The 17,307-nt window shown below is 56.6% G+C and carries 14 protein-coding genes and 1 tRNA gene; 9 read left to right on the top strand and 6 right to left on the bottom strand.

Annotation, left to right across the window (positions count from 1 at the left end):
• The first annotated feature begins 87 nt into the window (after window positions 1–87).
• The 5 genes from hemC (at window position 88) to DHN55_RS05415 (ending at window position 6,707) form a co-directional block, all read left to right on the top strand.
• Complete coding sequence (gene hemC, locus DHN55_RS05435) at window positions 88–1,008, top strand: hydroxymethylbilane synthase (protein ID WP_108880331.1); 921 nt, start codon at window positions 88–90, stop codon at window positions 1,006–1,008.
• Window positions 1,008–3,260, top strand: a complete 2,253-nt coding sequence (locus DHN55_RS05430; protein WP_108880330.1) for a uroporphyrinogen-III synthase — start codon at window positions 1,008–1,010, stop codon at window positions 3,258–3,260. Before hemC ends, DHN55_RS05430 begins: the two co-directional genes overlap by 1 nt.
• Before the next feature lie 21 nt (window positions 3,261–3,281).
• Window positions 3,282–5,072, top strand: coding sequence for a heme biosynthesis HemY N-terminal domain-containing protein (locus DHN55_RS05425; RefSeq protein WP_108880329.1), 1,791 nt, complete (start codon window positions 3,282–3,284; stop codon window positions 5,070–5,072).
• 56 nt (window positions 5,073–5,128) lie between these two features.
• Window positions 5,129–5,204 (top strand) — tRNA-Thr (locus DHN55_RS05420).
• 570 nt (window positions 5,205–5,774) lie between these two features.
• On the top strand, window positions 5,775–6,707 hold the full coding sequence (locus DHN55_RS05415) for a hypothetical protein (RefSeq protein WP_108880328.1): 933 nt from the start codon (window positions 5,775–5,777) through the stop codon (window positions 6,705–6,707).
• Window positions 6,708–7,266: 559 nt separating this feature from the next.
• Here the strand turns inward: DHN55_RS05415 and DHN55_RS05410 are convergent.
• On the bottom strand, window positions 7,267–8,862 hold the full coding sequence (locus tag DHN55_RS05410) for a tetratricopeptide repeat-containing sulfotransferase family protein (protein WP_337659948.1): 1,596 nt from the start codon (window positions 8,860–8,862) through the stop codon (window positions 7,267–7,269).
• A 101-nt stretch (window positions 8,863–8,963) separates the two neighbouring features.
• Window positions 8,964–9,665 carry an outer membrane beta-barrel protein gene (locus DHN55_RS05405; RefSeq protein WP_108880326.1) on the bottom strand — a complete coding sequence of 234 codons (702 nt, stop codon included), beginning with the start codon at window positions 9,663–9,665 and terminating at the stop codon, window positions 8,964–8,966.
• Window positions 9,666–10,189: 524 nt separating this feature from the next.
• Here DHN55_RS05405 and DHN55_RS05400 point away from each other — a divergent pair.
• The 3 genes from DHN55_RS05400 to DHN55_RS05390 all read left to right on the top strand — a co-directional run bounded on the left by DHN55_RS05400 (window position 10,190) and on the right by DHN55_RS05390 (window position 12,836).
• Window positions 10,190–11,113, top strand: coding sequence for a glycosyltransferase 61 family protein (locus DHN55_RS05400; protein ID WP_108880325.1), 924 nt, complete (start codon window positions 10,190–10,192; stop codon window positions 11,111–11,113).
• A gap of 158 nt (window positions 11,114–11,271) precedes the next feature.
• Entirely contained in the window at window positions 11,272–11,961 is a 690-nt protein-coding gene (locus tag DHN55_RS05395; protein WP_108880324.1) for a sulfotransferase family 2 domain-containing protein, read from the top strand.
• Window positions 11,962–12,179: 218 nt separating this feature from the next.
• Window positions 12,180–12,836, top strand: coding sequence for an outer membrane beta-barrel protein (locus DHN55_RS05390; RefSeq protein WP_108880323.1), 657 nt, complete (start codon window positions 12,180–12,182; stop codon window positions 12,834–12,836).
• A gap of 55 nt (window positions 12,837–12,891) precedes the next feature.
• On the opposite strand, the gene DHN55_RS05385 is transcribed toward DHN55_RS05390, so the two are convergent.
• From DHN55_RS05385 to DHN55_RS05370, 4 genes are all read right to left on the bottom strand, one after another.
• Window positions 12,892–13,152: an acyl carrier protein gene (locus DHN55_RS05385; protein WP_337659947.1), complete on the bottom strand. Its 261-nt coding sequence runs from the start codon at window positions 13,150–13,152 to the stop codon at window positions 12,892–12,894.
• Window positions 13,149–13,685: a GNAT family N-acetyltransferase gene (locus DHN55_RS05380; RefSeq protein WP_337659946.1), complete on the bottom strand. Its 537-nt coding sequence runs from the start codon at window positions 13,683–13,685 to the stop codon at window positions 13,149–13,151. Before DHN55_RS05380 ends, DHN55_RS05385 begins: the two co-directional genes overlap by 4 nt.
• Before the next feature lie 73 nt (window positions 13,686–13,758).
• Window positions 13,759–15,291: a radical SAM protein gene (locus DHN55_RS05375; RefSeq protein ID WP_108880320.1), complete on the bottom strand. Its 1,533-nt coding sequence runs from the start codon at window positions 15,289–15,291 to the stop codon at window positions 13,759–13,761.
• A 64-nt stretch (window positions 15,292–15,355) separates the two neighbouring features.
• A complete protein-coding gene (locus DHN55_RS05370) occupies window positions 15,356–16,528 on the bottom strand; it encodes an NAD(P)/FAD-dependent oxidoreductase (RefSeq protein ID WP_337659945.1) in 1,173 nt (390 codons plus the stop codon).
• A 53-nt stretch (window positions 16,529–16,581) separates the two neighbouring features.
• On the opposite strand from DHN55_RS05370, the gene mnmD reads away from it, so the two are divergent.
• Window positions 16,582–17,307, top strand: a complete 726-nt coding sequence (gene mnmD, locus DHN55_RS05365; RefSeq protein WP_337659944.1) for a tRNA (5-methylaminomethyl-2-thiouridine)(34)-methyltransferase MnmD — start codon at window positions 16,582–16,584, stop codon at window positions 17,305–17,307.

The raw sequence follows: 17,307 nt of genomic DNA, 5'->3' as shown, positions 1-17,307 counted from the left end.
CCAGCCAAGCTACAGACCTTCCCTGAACTGTCCCGGGTTTTGTATATTGCCCGATCAAACCTGCCTGTAACACCGAAAGTAATCCGCTTGCAAACCGGTCGCATCAAAATTGGTACAAGAGGCTCGCCACTCGCCCTGGCGCAGGCCCACGAGACACGTGACAGATTATGCCAGGTGCATGATCTCGATCCGGCATTGATCGATATCATTGTCATCTCGACGACCGGAGACCAGATTCAGAACCGGTCGCTGGCGGAAATCGGCGGCAAAGGCCTGTTCACAAAGGAAATTGAGGAGCAGTTGCACGACGGCAGCATCGATATGGCGGTTCATTCCATGAAAGACATGCCGGCCGAATTGCCGGACGGCCTGGAGATCTGCTGCCTGCTGGAGCGGGAAGATCCGCGTGATGCCTTCATGTCGCCTGTCGCCAAGTCCATTGCTGATCTGCCCGAAGGCGCAGTCGTCGGATCTTCATCTGTACGCCGGGCGGCGCAATTGCTGAACATTCGCCCCGATCTTCAGATCGTGCAGTTCCGGGGAAATGTCCAGACACGGCTGCGCAAGCTGGAGGACGGCGTGGCGGCCGCGACTTTCCTGGCCTGCGCCGGGCTCAACCGGCTCGGCATGACGCACCTCATAACCAGTGCCATTGCGCCTGAAATCATGCTGCCGGCCGTCGCGCAAGGTGCTATCGGCATAGAGATCGCGTCCGGCAATGAGCGCTCGCGCGCCTTGCTGGAACCGCTCAACCACCGGCACACCAGCATCTGTATAGAAGCAGAACGCGCCTTCTTGACGGAGCTGGACGGCTCCTGCCGCACTCCGCTGGCCGGTCACGCCACGCTGGCGGGCAATGTGGTTTCATTCAACGCCATGGCACTGACGCTGGACGGGCAGAAAGTGTTTCGTGCCAGCCGCTCCGGTCAGGCCGGCGAAGCAGGCAGGATGGGGCTTGATGCTGCCAAGGAAATCAGGGCGCTGGCCGGTGCAGACCTGGTGTCGTAATGCATCTGATCGTTACCAGACCGCAATCGGACGGTGAAAAACTGAAGGCCCGGCTGACCGCAAACGGCCACACAGCATCTGTTGTACCGCTGTTGACCATCCAGACTGACGATGACGCCGCCGCACCCGACAAGTCCTGGCAGGCGATCGCAGTGACCAGCGCCAATGCCCTGACTGCGCTGGCCGGCATCGGCATCCCGGAGAAACTGAAGGTTACCCCTGTGTTTGCAGTGGGCCCGGCATCGGCCAGGTTGGCAGGTGAACTGGGTTTCACCGACATTCGGCAGTCCGACGGCGATCTGATCGCGTTGCAGGGCCTTGTGAAACAGGATCTGAAACCGGCGGATGGGCCGATACTCTACCTGACGGGAAAAATTCGGTCCGGCGATCTTGCAGCAGACCTGCGCGCGGACGGCTTCAGCGTCGAGCGGGTTGAGCTTTATGAGGCCGTCGCCGCCAGACAACTTCCGGCAAACGCCAATAAGATCATCCGCTCGGGAAAAGCCGAGGCGGTTGTGCTGTATTCGGCACGCACCGCGGATATCTGGGGGCAACTCATCAAGCAGTCGGAATTACAGGCCGAAGCAGCAAAACTCACCCATTTTTGCCTTTCTCCGGCAGTGGCTGAAAAGATCCGCTCCGCTCTCGGCCCCGATGTTTCAGTTGTAGTATCCGGTAAACCCAATGATGATAGTATGCTGGAAATCATCGACGATACCGCAGCAAACCAATCGACCAACAATGCTACGCCGGGGAAAGGCGCAACCATGGCAACTCGAAAAACTCCGTCGCGCAAAGCCAAGAAATCCACGCGTCCTACCGTGATTGATGCCAAGGCCACGGAAGTCAAGTCCACCGATACGATCAAGCCAACACCGAAAGACGGCGCAGCTCCCGACGCAACGGTAACCGGCAAGACAACGGAGAAATCCAAACCGGCCGATAAGGACAAAGGCACCGGCACCGCTTCCACGCGTGAGACGTCAAAAGGAAAACCTGCCGATGCGCAGGCAACAGGCGCGTCTGCGCCTGCCAGAAAACCGTCCGGCAAGGGAAAACTCATCACCGGTGCCCTGGTTGCGACGTTGCTCGCAGGCATCGCTGTCGGCGGCTATCTTTACCGTGAACACGGTGCGGGACTGTTTGGCGGCACCGCACCTGCGATCGACGTCGGCGCTATTGAAGGCCAGGCACTGGAAGCGATTGGTACAGCAAAGTCAGCCTCGGAAACCGCCGCAAGCGCACTTGACCAGACCAAATCGCTCACCGACAGGATCAGTGGCCTTGAGCAGCAATTGGCCGACGCCGGAAACCAGACTGCTGCACCTGATGCAGACACGCTGGCAACCATCAAGGCTGCCTCGGAGGCGGCCAGTTCCGCCAGGTCCGGGGTTGAGGCACTGTCGGCAAAGACCGGAGAAATCGAAACCGGCATGGCTGACGTCCGCAAATCCGTCGACAACCTCAAGACAGCGCTGCAGACAGCCGCAAGCAGCGGCGGCGGCGCCGGACAGGCGGACGTTAACCTGAAATTAGATGAACTGGCGCAGCGGATCGGGAAGCTGGAAACGGCACAGGCACAGCCAGCCGACGACAGGGTTGCCGGCGAGGTCGCCGCGCTGCGCGACCAGCTCGCCGCGGCAACGGCGCGAATGGAAAAGCTGGAGGACCAGCTCAAGGCGGCGATTGCAGCCCCGAAACCTGCTCCCCGGCAGTCGCCAGGGATTGACACGACCGGGATCGCCACCCAGCTGGCAGCACTGTCGGACATGGTCAACCAGGGCAAACCCTACCAGGCGGAGTTGAGCGCGCTGGAAGAAACCGCCGGTCTGACACTCAGCCTGCCGTCACTTTCCGCAAACGCGGCTTCCGGCATCAAGACTGTCGACCAGTTGAAGCAGGACCTTGCCGGGCTCAAGGCAGGCCTCGATGCGGCCGCGACATCCGAAAGTTCCGCGGCAGAGGGCACGTCGGGATGGTGGAACACCATTACCGGCAAGCTGTCGTCGGTTGTGAAAGTCCGCAAGATAGACGGCACCGGGAATTGGGCAGAGCATCTGGCATCTGCTGTTACGGCATTGGACGCCGGCGGCCCGGGTGCCGCCATCACTGCACTCGACGCCGGCGGCACATCTGCACCGGAACCGGTTGCGGCCTGGATTGTTGATGCCCGCAAGCGCCAGAGTGCCGACCAGGAACTGCAGAAACTTCCACAAATCATCCTGGGCCGCCTGCCGGCCCCGGCTCAATAATCCGCGGCGAGGCTTAAACACATGATTTCTTTGCTGGTGCGCTTTGTCCTTCTGATCATTGTGGCGACCATTTTTGCCTGGCTGGCCGACCAGCCGGGCGATCTGAAACTGCGCTGGCTGGGTTATGAAATAGAAACCTCCCTGATGGCTGCGTTCATCCTGATTGCGGGCCTGACACTGATTGTCTGGATCACCTGGTCGCTGCTGATGTGGCTGCTCGACAGGCCGGGCGCATTCGGCGGCTGGTTCAAATCGCGCCGGCAGCGCAAGGGCAAGCAGGCCCTGTCCAGCGGGCTGATCGCCGTTGCATCCGGTGACAGTGAAGCCGCCCAGGCCCATGCCCGGACAGCCGCTGCGATCATTGGCGATGACCCGATGGTGAAATTGCTGGACGCCCAGGCAGCCCAGATGCGCGGTGACAATGTGCGGGTACGGCAATTGTTTGAGGAAATGGCCGAGCAACCCGAAACCCGGCTGCTTGGATTGCGTGGACTGCACACCGATGCGGTTCGCCAGTCGGACATGGCGCGTGCCCGTGCGCTTGCCGAAGAGGCCGTACGCATCAATCCCAAAGTGTCCTGGGCCGGCAAGGCAGTGCTGTCCTATCAGTCGACCAGTGAAGACTGGGCAGCTATCTCGCGCACCATCGACGTGCAGAAATCTGCATCACTGATCGACAGGACAACAGCTAACCTGAAACATGCCGTCGTGCTGACCGCGCAGGCAGCCGAAGCCGAAAACAACAATGCAGAAGACGGGTATGATCTCGCCTTGCGGGCGCACAAGCTCGACCCGTCACTTGTCCCTGCCGCAGTGATCGCAGCGCGTCATGCGACCGCGTCAGGCAGCCTGCGCAAGGCTGCCCGGATAATCGAAAAGACCTGGAACCTGACCCCGCACCCGGACCTGGCCGACGCCTATGCTCATATCCGCAGCGGGGATTCCGCCCTGGACAGGCTGAAGCGCATAAAATCCCTGGTGGCCAAGTCAGGCGGCATCGAAGGCGCTGTCGCGCTGGCGACCGCAGCTATTGACGCGCTGGAGTGGAAGGCCGCACGCGAAGCGCTGAGCGCTTACGCCCATGACCGCCCGCAGGCCCGCATCTGCGGTCTGATGGCGGAGATCGAGGAAGGCGAGTTTGGCGACAAGGGACGCGCCCGCGAATGGCTGGCCCGCGCGGTCAGGGCACCGCGCGATCCGGCCTGGACCGCCGACGGGTTTATTTCCAGAACCTGGTTGCCGGTATCGCCGGTATCGGGTGAACTTGGCGGTTTCAAATGGAAGGTGCCGGTCGAGGGCATCGCATATGAAGAACCCGAAGCCGCGGAGGAGGAACACGACGATACCGTGCCGGGCGACGACGCCATCGCCATCACCACGCCTGAGGCGCCGGACGTGGCGGATGATCCCGAGCCGGAAGAAGACGTGGTTGTTCAAAAAGCCGACGAACCTGTCGAGGATATCCCGGCCGGGGCGGACGACGTTGTCGAGGTTTCTGAAGAAGAGCCCGTCAAGGACGCTGAAGTGAAAACTTCGCCGGAGCCTGAAGAAAAAACTATCGAAGAAACAACGGAAAGGTCCGCTGGAAAAGCGGAAGTTGAATCACCGGCGCCTGACACCGAGACCCAGGACAAGGAAGACCCGCCGGCAAGCCCGGTTGAGCCGGACAAGACCGACAAGACTGACAAGAAAGCCGAAAAGACCGATAAGGATGTCGAGGCACGCGAAGAAGCATCCGTGTTCGCGCGCCAGCCCGATGATCCGGGCCCGATGGACCAGGCGGGCAAGAAGCCGGAAAAGACTTGGCTTTGATGTTGAAAGATTAGCCTCTTCGCGCTATTTGTCGCGCAAGATCAGAAAACTGACATGCCGCTTTAGCTCAGTTGGTAGAGCACATCATTCGTAATGATGGGGTCAGGTGTTCGAATCACCTAAGCGGCACCATTCCTCTCCAGAGGGGCCCCATTCACCCCCCGGGGCACCGGAAATCCACCACCGTAGCGGTGCTTTTTCAGGCCAAACATCGCACAAGTTCATGCTCGTCCAAGCAACTACATCCAGCCCTTAGTTGTCATTGGTGGCCATGTCTTTGTTCGAATCATCTTTTCCGGATGGAGTGACCACTACTACTACGCGGACATCCGGGAAATCTTATTACTTTTTTAGACGGCACCAAATTCGGGCGGCGATTCTGCTCCAATGGTTTTCATGTATGGTGAATTTATGTTGATGTATCAAAATTGTAATCTCTAAATATTGTATATTTGTTCTTCGAATCTCGTTGGCGTTGTATCTGAAGGAAATTTCATTTTGCACAAGCTTCCAGATAAAGAATCTGACCGCTGTGAGAAAACCCACATACCCAACTGAGAATTTACGGATTTTATAAGCTCACGCATGGGTAGCCAGGGTAATGTCTGGCCGCAGAAGCAGAGAGACGTATTCGCTCTTTCCTTGCATCTACGCGACTTTACCGTAGCGCAGGTGCACCGATTGATGTCCGAATGAGAAAGCATGATTAACAAACACGACCTCAAAATACTTGCACTTTCCGTGCTTGGCCTTCACGCATCGGTAGTAAATGCTCAGGCACAAGGGGCGGGCCTGCAATGCTTGTCGGGCAAAAGCTTTGGCAGTGTTCAGGTCGATCAGAATTTCATCAGCGGACTGGTAGGCTCGAATGGTGGGACACTTCTTGATTGGGATCATCCCCTGTCAGTGACTCCCGCAACCGCGTTGACGAACTTCTCAGGGTTTCGGAACTGCGATCAGGTCTGGGTCATGACTGGGACTTGGGAGCGTTATAATTTTAGGCTACTCGAGGGGACGCGTTGCTCTCAAGGTGCAGCATGCTGGAGCGGCTTTCGACAACTCGCCCATTGGCAGGGCACCTCAGCAACCCGAGTTAGTGCTACCGCGCAAGGTGTCGAAGTACCCGGTGGGCTCTTGACGCTCAGCGCCACCGGAGCGCGCGATGCAACTGCGGCCTCCGGGCGGACCGTGCCTGGCAGCCTGAAAAACAATGCCGGCAGCGTTGACCTAACAATCCGAAGTCATCTCATCGCCAGCACCGTAAATACTCTTGGCCACAGATACGCGGAAACCGAAATGAGCATCGACTCGCCATTAGGAGCCAGATGGCTGACCGTGGGACCCGCAGAACTCGTCTCAACATGGGCCTCTGGTTGCGGCGGCTTCGCTTATTTGACAACAACGGCGATGCGTCACGCGATCCTCACGGCCAGCAACGAGACGCGGCTGGACGGCAATGTATTCGCCCAAGCGTCGTCGAAACCCGGAACCGCAGCGCGTGCGCTGCTCCTGCTCGGGTGGCGCCTTGGGGAGCACTATCAAGAATCTATGTCCGAAGACTGCGAGCAGGCTCTGCTAAATCCAAACCTAGTACCGTCCGAAATTCCCGGCGACGGCCAAACGCAGAACCCCTAATAACACGCAAGAGCAACCCTCACGGGTCAGCAACTATTATTACAGCGATTTTTTTTGACCGCCACAGCCACGATCTTCGCGGCAACCAGTCTTATTCGAAAGGATCACATATGCTAGACTTAAACAACCGTGATCAATCAAGCAGCCGGAGCAAGAGGCACTGGTTTTCCGGACCCCCATGGATTCGAAAAAGTTGAAGACGGACGCCGTCTAACGCTTGGTAGATAGGGCACAGATTCATCTTCAACAATGTGCATATCTGCCAAAAGCCCGCTGGGACTTAGTACAGAATGAGTACGGTGTACGATACAAAGCCTGCCAACTCGGTACAAATCCCTACAAACCGGGTACGCGTAATTCGTAATGATGGGGTCAGGTGTTCGAATCACCTAAGCGGCACCAGTTTTTCAATTGGCTCCCGAATCTCCTAGAATACATCTGCAAATCACCGGCCTGGCAGGATGTCCCGGCATTGGTGCTTTGATTCAAACCCGGCTGACGTACGCCTGGCGGCGCTTCATGACCGTTTCGGATCAGTCAACGCATTCACGGCCAGGCGTCACTCGGTGACAAACAAGTCTCCGAGTGACTTTTTCAGGGGCCCGAGATGCGGTTCGAACCGGCGCCAGCGCTGGACGGACGAGTTGTAGATGGGCTGGCGCACCTGCCACCGGCTCGGCGTACTGACGGCGCGTTCGGTAAGATGGAAACTGGTGCACGCATCCTCCCAGTCCAGCCCGAGAAAGTCGATCAGCCGGCGCGTCGTGGCCTCCTGATCGGCCACCATCTGCTCATACTGCAGATCAAATATCTGCGACGGCAGTACCTTCGCCCAGTGCGCCATCAGCCTGGCATACTCGCGATAATACAGCCCCAGGTTGGAGAAGTCGGCATTGTAGCCGTGTGCGTCGGTGAAATTGTGCGTGAAACACGATATGCAGGTATCAATCGGATTGCGCCTGCAATGCACGATACGGGCGTTGGGAAACAACAGTGCGATCAATCCCAGCAGCTCAAAATTATGCGGCATCTTGTCCACCACGCGCTCGGCAACGCGTGAATGGCGCTTGAGCGTATTCAGGTAGACGTCTGCATGGCCTCGCGACTGATCGGCGGAGAGCCCGGCGATGGTACTGAAATAGGCATCGGTTTCGCGTTTTGTTTCGGTAATGCGGCGTTCAATCCGTTGCAGGTCGACCAACTCACCGGCACCCTTGATTTTCGAATGGCTCGCCAGAATCTGCTCTGTAAGGGTCGTGCCGGAGCGTGGCATTCCCACGATGAAAACCGGCCGCTCCGACCTGTTGCCGTGGTGGGTCCTTTCAAGAAAGAACGGCACGGTGAACAGTTGGCAGGTCTTGTCGATAAAGCGCCGGTAATCGGCGATGCTGAACTGTCTGCCGGCAATCTCCTTGGCTTTGGCGAAATGAACAAAGGCCTCGTCATATTGCTTGAGGTCGTTGTATATCTTCCCCGCCGCATGATGCAGCGCGGTTTGCTGGGAAAGGTCACCAAACCCCCGATCCAGCAGCGCCAGTACCGCATCAATATCCCGGTCGTCAGCGGTGAATTTATGAGCTGCGACCAGTCCGGTGAAAGCCTCGACTGATTCCGGTGCATCGGCGATAACAGCCCTGAAGACACCGGTCGCTTCATCCATGCGGCCAAGGTCAGTCAGAACCTCACCCAGTCCAATTCTGGCCGGCAGGGACCCCGGTTCAAACGCCAGCATCCGCTGATAGGTCTGCACGGCTTCCTCGCCCTTGCCCATGGCCCGGTAGGCGCGCGCCAGATTGTACAGCGCTTCTGACATTTTCGGATTGCCGGCAAGCACTCTTCTGAGCTGCGGCAGCGCCTCATCCGGCCGGCTGCTGCGGATGTAGCAATTGGCCAGATTGTTCCGGTAAATCAGGTTTTTCGGTGCAACCTTGACGACCTTCTGGAAGAGCTCGATGGCCGCGGTGAACTTCCCCGCCTCAACCGCCAGTGTGGCAAGCAGGTTGAGTGCATCGGGATGTTTCGGGTCATCGCGCAAGACAAGCTGATAGCAGTACTCTGCTTCCTTGCCCTTGCCGCGACCCTGCAGCGCCATGCCGCGCTGCAACAACTCTGCATGGCGCTGGTGGTTGTTTGGCTGGAGTTTTGCGGAGGGCATTTTGCGGCGTGGCTGCATCCGCAGGATTCTACTGATTCGACTGCAAAAGTAAAAGGCTGAAGCACGCGGCTCCAGCCTTTCAGATCAGTGCGGAAAACCGTCTACATGCCGTTCATGTTTATGGTCACGCCCGCTTGCACAAAGTGACCGTAGATGTCGGTGCTGGCGTTGAGCTGATCCGGATCGTCTGAAGGCAGGTTGACATCCAGGATGCCTCGGAACCGGTAACCCACATCGGCCGCAATCATGTCGGTCAGCGCATATTTCAACCCGGCACCGACCTGAAACGCAAACCCCACATCCGAGCCGGTAAGCTCATTGTAGTCGTCCGGCGGATTTGGACGGAACGCTCTGGCATCGACAAATCCGACGCCGGCGCCGCCGCCGATATAGGGTATAAACCCGCCGCCCATGTCAAAGTCGTGCCAGACGTTCAACAGGAGGTTTACCGAACTGACATGGCCACTGGCTGAAAAACTGGCTGGAGTGTACGGATACTCCAGCTGGCTCACGCTGTTTTCGAAGTATGAAACTTCAACTTCAGCGCGCATGTTCGGATTGATATGCATACCGATCGCGCCGCCGACTATGAAGCCTGCATCCGTTTCGGTCTCGGACAGGCCGGCGGTGCCGGAGTTCGAGTAAGTGATTTCAACGTCATCAAGAAATGATGCCCCCCCGAACAGGCTTACATACCAGCCTGGGGTCTGCGCCACCGGCTCATACAGATCAGCGGCCTGAACGCTCGACACACCGAGCATGATCGACGCGGCGCACGCGCCGGCAAGAAGTAGTTTATTCATCGTATATCGTCCCCAACCGGTTCCGCCAGCGGCGGCAAGATTTCTTGAGTGCCACAATCGTCATGGCCCCCGCGCAATTTCCACTTTGTCGCTCCCAGCTGGTCAGCCATCCAGTTTCCAAAGTGTTAACCATGAATACAGGCAAACTGTTAACCAATTCTTATGGGAAGCGGCGCCTTTAAATCCGTGTACTGACCCGCAAGATTTCATGCTCGCTGGCAGGCCGGGGATGCTGGGGGCAAAGACGCTGATCCCGGCAATCCGGGCACAGATGGCGCTTGTCGTCGGGCTGTTTGTGCGGCACCGGTTGCCCCCGCCGTGAGTGAGGTAGGTATACCGTTCGGCACCGGAATGCCTCAGCGTACAAATCTGAATTCGCCAACTGGTGGGAACCCATATTTTTCCGGTCGCAAATGAAGCAGATGAAGTAAGTTCGGCTCAGGTTCAGTGAAACTGATTTGACAAACCGGCTTATCCTCACTTCAAACAAATTTTGATCAGCAACATCGCACTACAAGCAGGGCATGCACGAAAAATCCCAAATCGACAGGTCGGTATTGCTGTTCCCGATGAATGACGGAAGGGCGGGCCACTTTTACCACTATATGCTGGGCTATCTGATGCCGATTGTCATCTCACCGCACCGGCATGCCGGAAGAGTGAGCGTGGTATCGGTCGGGTTACTGGATCGCATCACGCACGAAGTGCTCGCTGATGACGTGAATATCATTCAGGAGCCGGATATAACCAAGACCGGTTATCCGAACCTGAGAAACCGGATAAGCAAGTTTTTCGGAAACTCCGCATTCAGGCCGTTTGCAACCAGGACGATTGTGAAATGGGCCCTGAGCCTGGCGCTCAGGACTTACAAGCTCGATCGCTTGCTGGTGCTGGATTCATTTGATGATCCCCTGCTCTACCAACGCGATCGTATTTCCGTGTTTCGGGATTTCGTGGAGAAGCGCTTGGCCGGCAAAATCAAAGCACTGAAGATGCCGAAAGACAAGCCCGATGTTGTGCTGATCGAACGGGGACAACCGCACGGATACTACGCCGAAGTTGGACGCACGTCAGGTGGTCAGAGACGCAGCATCCCCAATATTGATAGCCTGCATGAACGCCTGAAGACGCATCACAAGACCGAAATATTCAATCTGGAAGACCAGGACCTGGCAATGCAGATCGCCGTTTTCCGTGACGCAAAGGTCGTGATTGCCCAGCACGGGGCAGCGTTGACCAACATCATCTGGATGCGTCCCGGTTCATTGGTGATAGAAATCGTACCACCGGACAAGGTACCTGAAAAATCGGGCCAGGAGTTTTTCAGCCGCCTCGCCCGGGAAATGAACATCAGGCATCAATATATCTTTCAGGAACACGAGCATGCAGAACTGACACAGTCACAGATGCATCAGATAGAAGCTGTTCTGGTCCAGGAGATCGATTGATGACTGTCCGTCGAGCGGTTTTGCCGATACTGCTGCATTTGCCGACAGGCAAAAACACCATTACTACGACACTGCGCTGAATTGCGCACGCTCAGACGATCTCAAGCCACACTTAACCGATAACTTGCACCCCATGCACAGATGCACGCGGAACAACGATGATCATATCTCACAAGCATAAGTTTATCTTTCTGAAGACGCGCAAGACGGCCAGCACAAGTACCGAATGTGCCCTGAATGAAATTTGCGGGCCAGACGATATAGCAACACCGGTTGGGGACCTGGACGAGGAACTCAGGCTGGGCCTCAGGCCGCGGAACTATCAATACCGGCCTCCACTGTGGTCAACCGAATGGCCCAACCTGTTCAGCAGGTATCTTCGAAACGGCAAGATGCAGCTGGACTACTACGACCATGTGCCCGCCTGGCGGGTGAAGAAGAGGTTGGGAAAAAGAGTCTGGAACAGCTATTTCAAGTTTGCCTTTGACAGAAACCCCTGGGATCGCGAGGTGTCGTGGTACAGCCATCAGTTTGCGCAAGGCCGCTTTACGGGAAACTTCGCCGAGCACATGAGGCGGTTACCCGGTCATACCGTTGAAAATTTCGAAATTTACTCCTGCAACGGAGAGGTTTCAGTGGATTTTCTGGGGCGATATGAAAGCCTGGAGACAGATCTTGCAAAAGTCATGGATGTTCTGGGTGTTGAAGCCAGATTGAAACTGCCGAGAGCCAACAGCAGAACTCGAGGAAACCCCCGTCCGTACCGGGAGATGTATGATGACAACACACGGGACATAGTCGCGAAAACCTACAAACGTGAGATTGAGTTGCTGGATTACAGCTTTTGAGAAAGCCCCGCAGCTCGCCGTAACTCAAACGCCAGTTACGATTTTTGAAAAGTGTTGCAGATTTACAACACTTTTTGGCGAACTTCGTGACACAAACGGTGTTTTCGGGCCTTTCGCAGCAATACCCCAAAAATTTATCGATTGGAGAACGAACGCATGGGGACTAATGTCTCCTTAGGTCATATACCTCACCAAAAGCAATAAACAGGGCGATCAGAATGTCGGGGCAACTGAAAACAGCAGCGTTGGGTCTTTCACTATTGGCAATGGGAAGCGTGTCGGCAGTCGCCGACGATGCTTACATGTCGCCGCTGGGCGACTGGAACGGTTTCTACGTCGGCGGACATGCCGGATATATCAATGCCAAGACTTCTGGCGACGAATTCGAGCTGTTCGATTTTGACAACAGGGAATTTGACTCCGGTTCAAGCGGCGGTGGCATATTCGGCGCTCAGATCGGTTACAATATCCAGGCCGGCGAGTTCCTGATCGGCATTGAGGCCGATGGCAGTTTCGTGGATGTAAGCGCCGTCGAACTTGATCTGAAAGATACATATTCTGCCGACTATGACTGGTTTGCCACCGTAAGGGGAAGAGCCGGGCTTATACTGAACGAGAATACACTGATTTATGCCACTGGCGGCCTGGCCTTTTCCGAACTTGATCTGGGAGAAGACGGCAGCTTCGACATGACAGGCTTTGTTCTCGGTGGAGGCGTGGAACACATGTTTACTGCGCAGTGGAGTGCCAAGGTCGAGTACCTGTACGCCAATTTCGGGGAAGTGGAAGGGCCGTTTGAATTTGACACATTAACCCAGGCAGACTTTCAACCTGAGTTCCATATCATCAGGGCCGGTGTCAATTTCCATTTCTGAGACAGTCGCTGATCACGGCGCCGTATTCGAACACTTGCAGCAGATATGCCCTGGCTCAAGTCTTGTGCTGCGCCAGGGCGATTGCCAAATCTGACACCGTATCGATTGACACCATCATCAGCGGGTCCAGATCCCGATCAAGGTGATCCTCTACACTGGCAACGAGCCGTTCATAGGCGAGACTGTCAAACCCCGGCAATTCCACAATTTGCGATTGCGGCTCGATCTTGTCTTCGTCCAGTTCAAGAGCCGCCGCCAGCAGTTTTCTGGCCAGAATCAATCCGTCCTTGTCGGTTACGTCGCTGACTTTATTCACTTCGCTTTCCATTCACTCTTGAGCAGGCCAAACACGATCTGGTCTATTCTGGATCCGTCACGAAACGATCTGATTTCTCCGCGCAGCACCCCTTCCATCTTCAACCCCATGAACTTGGCAGACCCGATCATCCGGTGATTGTCCATCGCGATCTGGCAGCGCAGTTTCTCAATTCCCTTCTGCTCGAACAGGTAGGCCTGAAATGCCTTGCCAAGCGGATGCATTCGCCTGTCGCCCCAGTACTGACGATTACCCACAAAAAGGCTGAACCGCGCACTTCTGTGTTCCGCGTTGATGTCCACAATAATGATGCCGATCAACTTGCCTTCCGCTTCATCGAACAGCCCCAGCAGATGCCTTGCCTTGTTGTCAAACTGGTTGATGTGGTCCTGCAACTGGGAAATCGTCATCCTGCGCGCCGGCATGTTCAGCGGATTCATCAATTCAGCGTCGGCAATCCACGCCAGATAGTCAGAACAGGCGTCGCCCGGCAGCATCGTCCTGACCAGGAAACCGCCTTCGCGCAGTTGCATCGCAGGCCTCCTCATGGCGGAGAATTTTGTCTTTGGTTTTTGCAATTTGAGCGGTTTTGCCGGATTCATTCTGTCATGCTGCTGCATACGGTGCATTCTGATCCACCCCCGCAGGATTCCATACCCCTGCGGTTTCCAGCATGTATCGGGCCTGGCAGTAGAATGTCAAAGCATATCCCAGGTTGGAAACAAGGTCAGGACGGACTTTGGCGAGTTCCTGCAGTCCGCTGATGGCCGCCCGCTCCTTGCTGCCCTTGCTGGCCAACCGCTTGGCCAGCAGTATTTCGCTGAACATGAACTTTCGACTGCTGCTGTTGGCTGCTGCCGGAGGAGTGAGTTCCACATAGCGTCTAAGCCGGTTCAGCCAGTTGATCGGATCATAGACCTGATGCATGAGCCAGACATAGCCGTTTCGAAGTTGCTCGCGCGTCATTTGTTTGGGCACGATATTCGTGCGCAGAAAATGCGCGCCGCCGATTTTTACATTTTCCACCAGTCGGTCTTCCTCTTTCAGGCGTGCATGCAGAGGTGTTGCATGCGGCGCCACCAACATGGCAATACTGACATTTGGCATCGGCAAACGGTCGACAAAGCGGGCTTGTATCCCAAAGATATCGGGCCCGTCATTATCGAAGCCGACGATCATGCCACCCATGGGCATGATCCCTGCCTTGGCGATCTTCTCCACTTCAGCGACCAGGTCAATCCGCATGTTCTGCCGTTTGCCGGTTTCCTGCAGCGACATTTCGTTTGGTGTTTCAATGCCGATAAAGCATCGTTCAAGCCCGGCTTCGCTGGCCAGGTTCAGCAGGTCCGGTGTTCTGGCTATGTCGATCGACAGTTGCGTGGTAAAGGCGACCCGCTCTGCTGCCTTGTCTTCATTCCACCGGCGGATGGCGGTAAGCAGCTCTGTGGCCCGTTTTCGCATGACGGTGAAATTGTCATCGGCCAGAAATACTTCCCGATACCCGATACCATGCAGGAGTTCCAGCTCTCGCAGCACCTGATCCGGCAGCTTCCAGCGCTGCTTGCGGCCCAGATACTGGATGACATCGCAAAACTCACAGTCAAACGGGCATCCTCGGGAAGTCTGCACTTGCGCAACCAGTCCCATCCCTTCCGGATAGAGCTCCCATTTGGGTACCGGCGAGTTGGCAATATCAGGTTTGCCGCAAACATACTCGGTTTGAAATGTGCCTTTCTCCAGCGCATCAAAAATCTTCAGCGCCTCTTCCTCGATCTCTCCTCTGACCAGTACATCCGCGTGAGGGCGTACGTCATCAGGGTCAAGGCTCGCGTGGGCCCCGCCGATCACGACTGTCGTGCCGCGCTTTCTGAATTCCTCGGAAATCGCAAACATTCGTTCTCGTTGCGAAATTTTCCCGGTCAGGGCGACATAATCACATGGGTGTCCGTAATCGACGTTCTCCACACGCTCGTCGCACAACCGGATTGACCAGTCTTCCGGGACAAAGGCCGCGACTGTAACGATGTTGAGATCTGCCAATATCGGTCTTGGCCCGGCCTCCCATGCCCGCAGGACTTCGCTGCCATAGTGTGAAGGCGAATTTTCACCCGGGTTGATGATGTATATGGATTTTGTCATCTCCCTCCCGATTTCACCCTTCAAAGTTGCCAAAATCAAACTGTCGCAGGTGTAAGGTCATATATCAATATCGGTCTGAACTCCTGCAATTTGCAATATGCTGCTGCACGGTAAAACTATCAGGCAACTCGCATGGCGCATCCATTGCAAAAGCCAGCGCGGCATCTGCCATTCGGTGCGCAATACCCAGGGTTATCTTGAAGCCGCCGGACGCCAAGATGACACGCGATGCATCGGGCAACGGCCCGATAAGCGGATCGCGCCCGGCAGCGCGCGGGCGGATACCCGCCCATTGCTCCACAATGGCGGCACCATCCAGGCCCGGACAGAGCTCAACCGCACGCTGGACCAGTTTTTGCGACACGGCTTCGTCAACATCGCCGTCTGTGAAAGCCCGCTGCGACGTCGAGCCGACCGCCACCAGGCCATCGTCATGCGCGATCACATAGATACCGCTGCTGTAGATGATCGGCATGTTGGCAAACGACCGATCCTTGGGCCGCAACAATACCGCCTGTCCCTTGACGCCCCAACCAAGGCTGCAATGCAGAACCGGTTGCAACAGGTCGAAGCTTTCATGTCCCGCCGCCACAATGACCCGGCCGGGCGACAGGCGTGTACCGTCTGCCAGCAAGACCTCGCCGTCGTTGGAGATCGTGACTGCCAGGCAATTCTCGACAACAACAACTTCAGGCTGAACGCTGCTTGCAAGCGCCGACAGCAACCGGCGTGGATTGATCCGCGCACTCAGCGTATCAAAGCTGTAAGCCACAAAGGCCGGTTTCAGCGTCGGCCACGCCGGGTCTGGCGCGCCGCGCATGATCTCCCATGAAATCGGTTTTCCGGTGCGCGACACTGCCGGCCAGAACCTGGTTGACCCTGCCTGCCATTGTTCGTGTTCCGCCAGGAACGCGTCTGAATCGACGGGCATGATCCGGCCGCATCTGCTGTATCCGCACGATATCCCGGTTACCGCTTCAAGGTCTGCGATTTCCGTTTCAAGCGACAGTAACGCCTCAAGCTGAAAGGTCTGGACATCCTCCCAGCTGACAGGCCGATGCGGCATCAGCGCACCCAGGACACCACCGCTGGCACCCTGCCCGATCCGACCCTTGTCGACAACAACGGCACTCAAACCCTGCTGCTTCGCCTTCAGCGCGCACCACAAGCCGACCACGCCTGCGCCAATGATCACAACGTCCGGTGTTGCAGGTATGCTGGTTGTATGTGTTGCCATTGCCGGACTATATGGCAAATCTTCTTTTTGAACCTGAAAACCTGGTGCAAGAAATGTCCCGTTTCCACGACGCAAAAATGCCAGGAGCCAAGCACCATGTAAGCTGGGAAACCGACGATGTACCCAGGTCATCGGTTTTCGATGACACATTCTATACAAAGGAAAATGGCCAGGCTGAAACCGCCTACGTGTTCATCGACGGCAACGGCCTGCCGGAGCGCTGGCCTGATGCCGAACGTTTTTCGATCGGCGAGCTTGGCTTCGGCACCGGGCTTAACTTCCTGGAAACCTGGCGCCACTGGATCACCGCGCGGTCTCCGTCACAGCAGCTTGTGTTCACCTCGTTCGAAGCTTATCCGATCAGTGCAGACGACATGGCCCGCGCGCTGGCACCGTGGCAAAGCCTGAAACCGCTCTCCGAGGCTCTGGTGTCGCGATGGCAAGAACCGTCAACGCAACCGGCACCCTGGCATATGGACGAACAGACCGTGCTGCAGGTTATTCCCGGCAAGGCGTCAGGCTCGGTTGCTCAATGGGGCGGAATGGCTGACGCATGGTACCTGGACGGCTTCTCGCCCGCGAAGAACCCGGAGATGTGGGGCCCGGAACTGATGCAGCAGGTCTATGAGCACACAAGCCTGAGTGGCAGTTTTGCAACCTACACAGCCGCCGCTCAGGTGCGCAGGAACCTGCAGGCAGCTGGATTTGCCGTGACCAGACGCGAAGGCTTTGCCGGCAAGCGGGAAATGTTGCTGGGGCGAAAGCAACCAGGAACCTGA

The sequence above is a fragment of the Anderseniella sp. Alg231-50 genome, assembly GCF_900149695.1.
Taxonomy (GTDB): Bacteria; Pseudomonadota; Alphaproteobacteria; order Rhizobiales; family Aestuariivirgaceae; genus Anderseniella.
The sequence above is the reverse complement of the archived record's forward strand: the minus strand, read 5'-3'. Positions and strand labels throughout refer to the sequence as shown.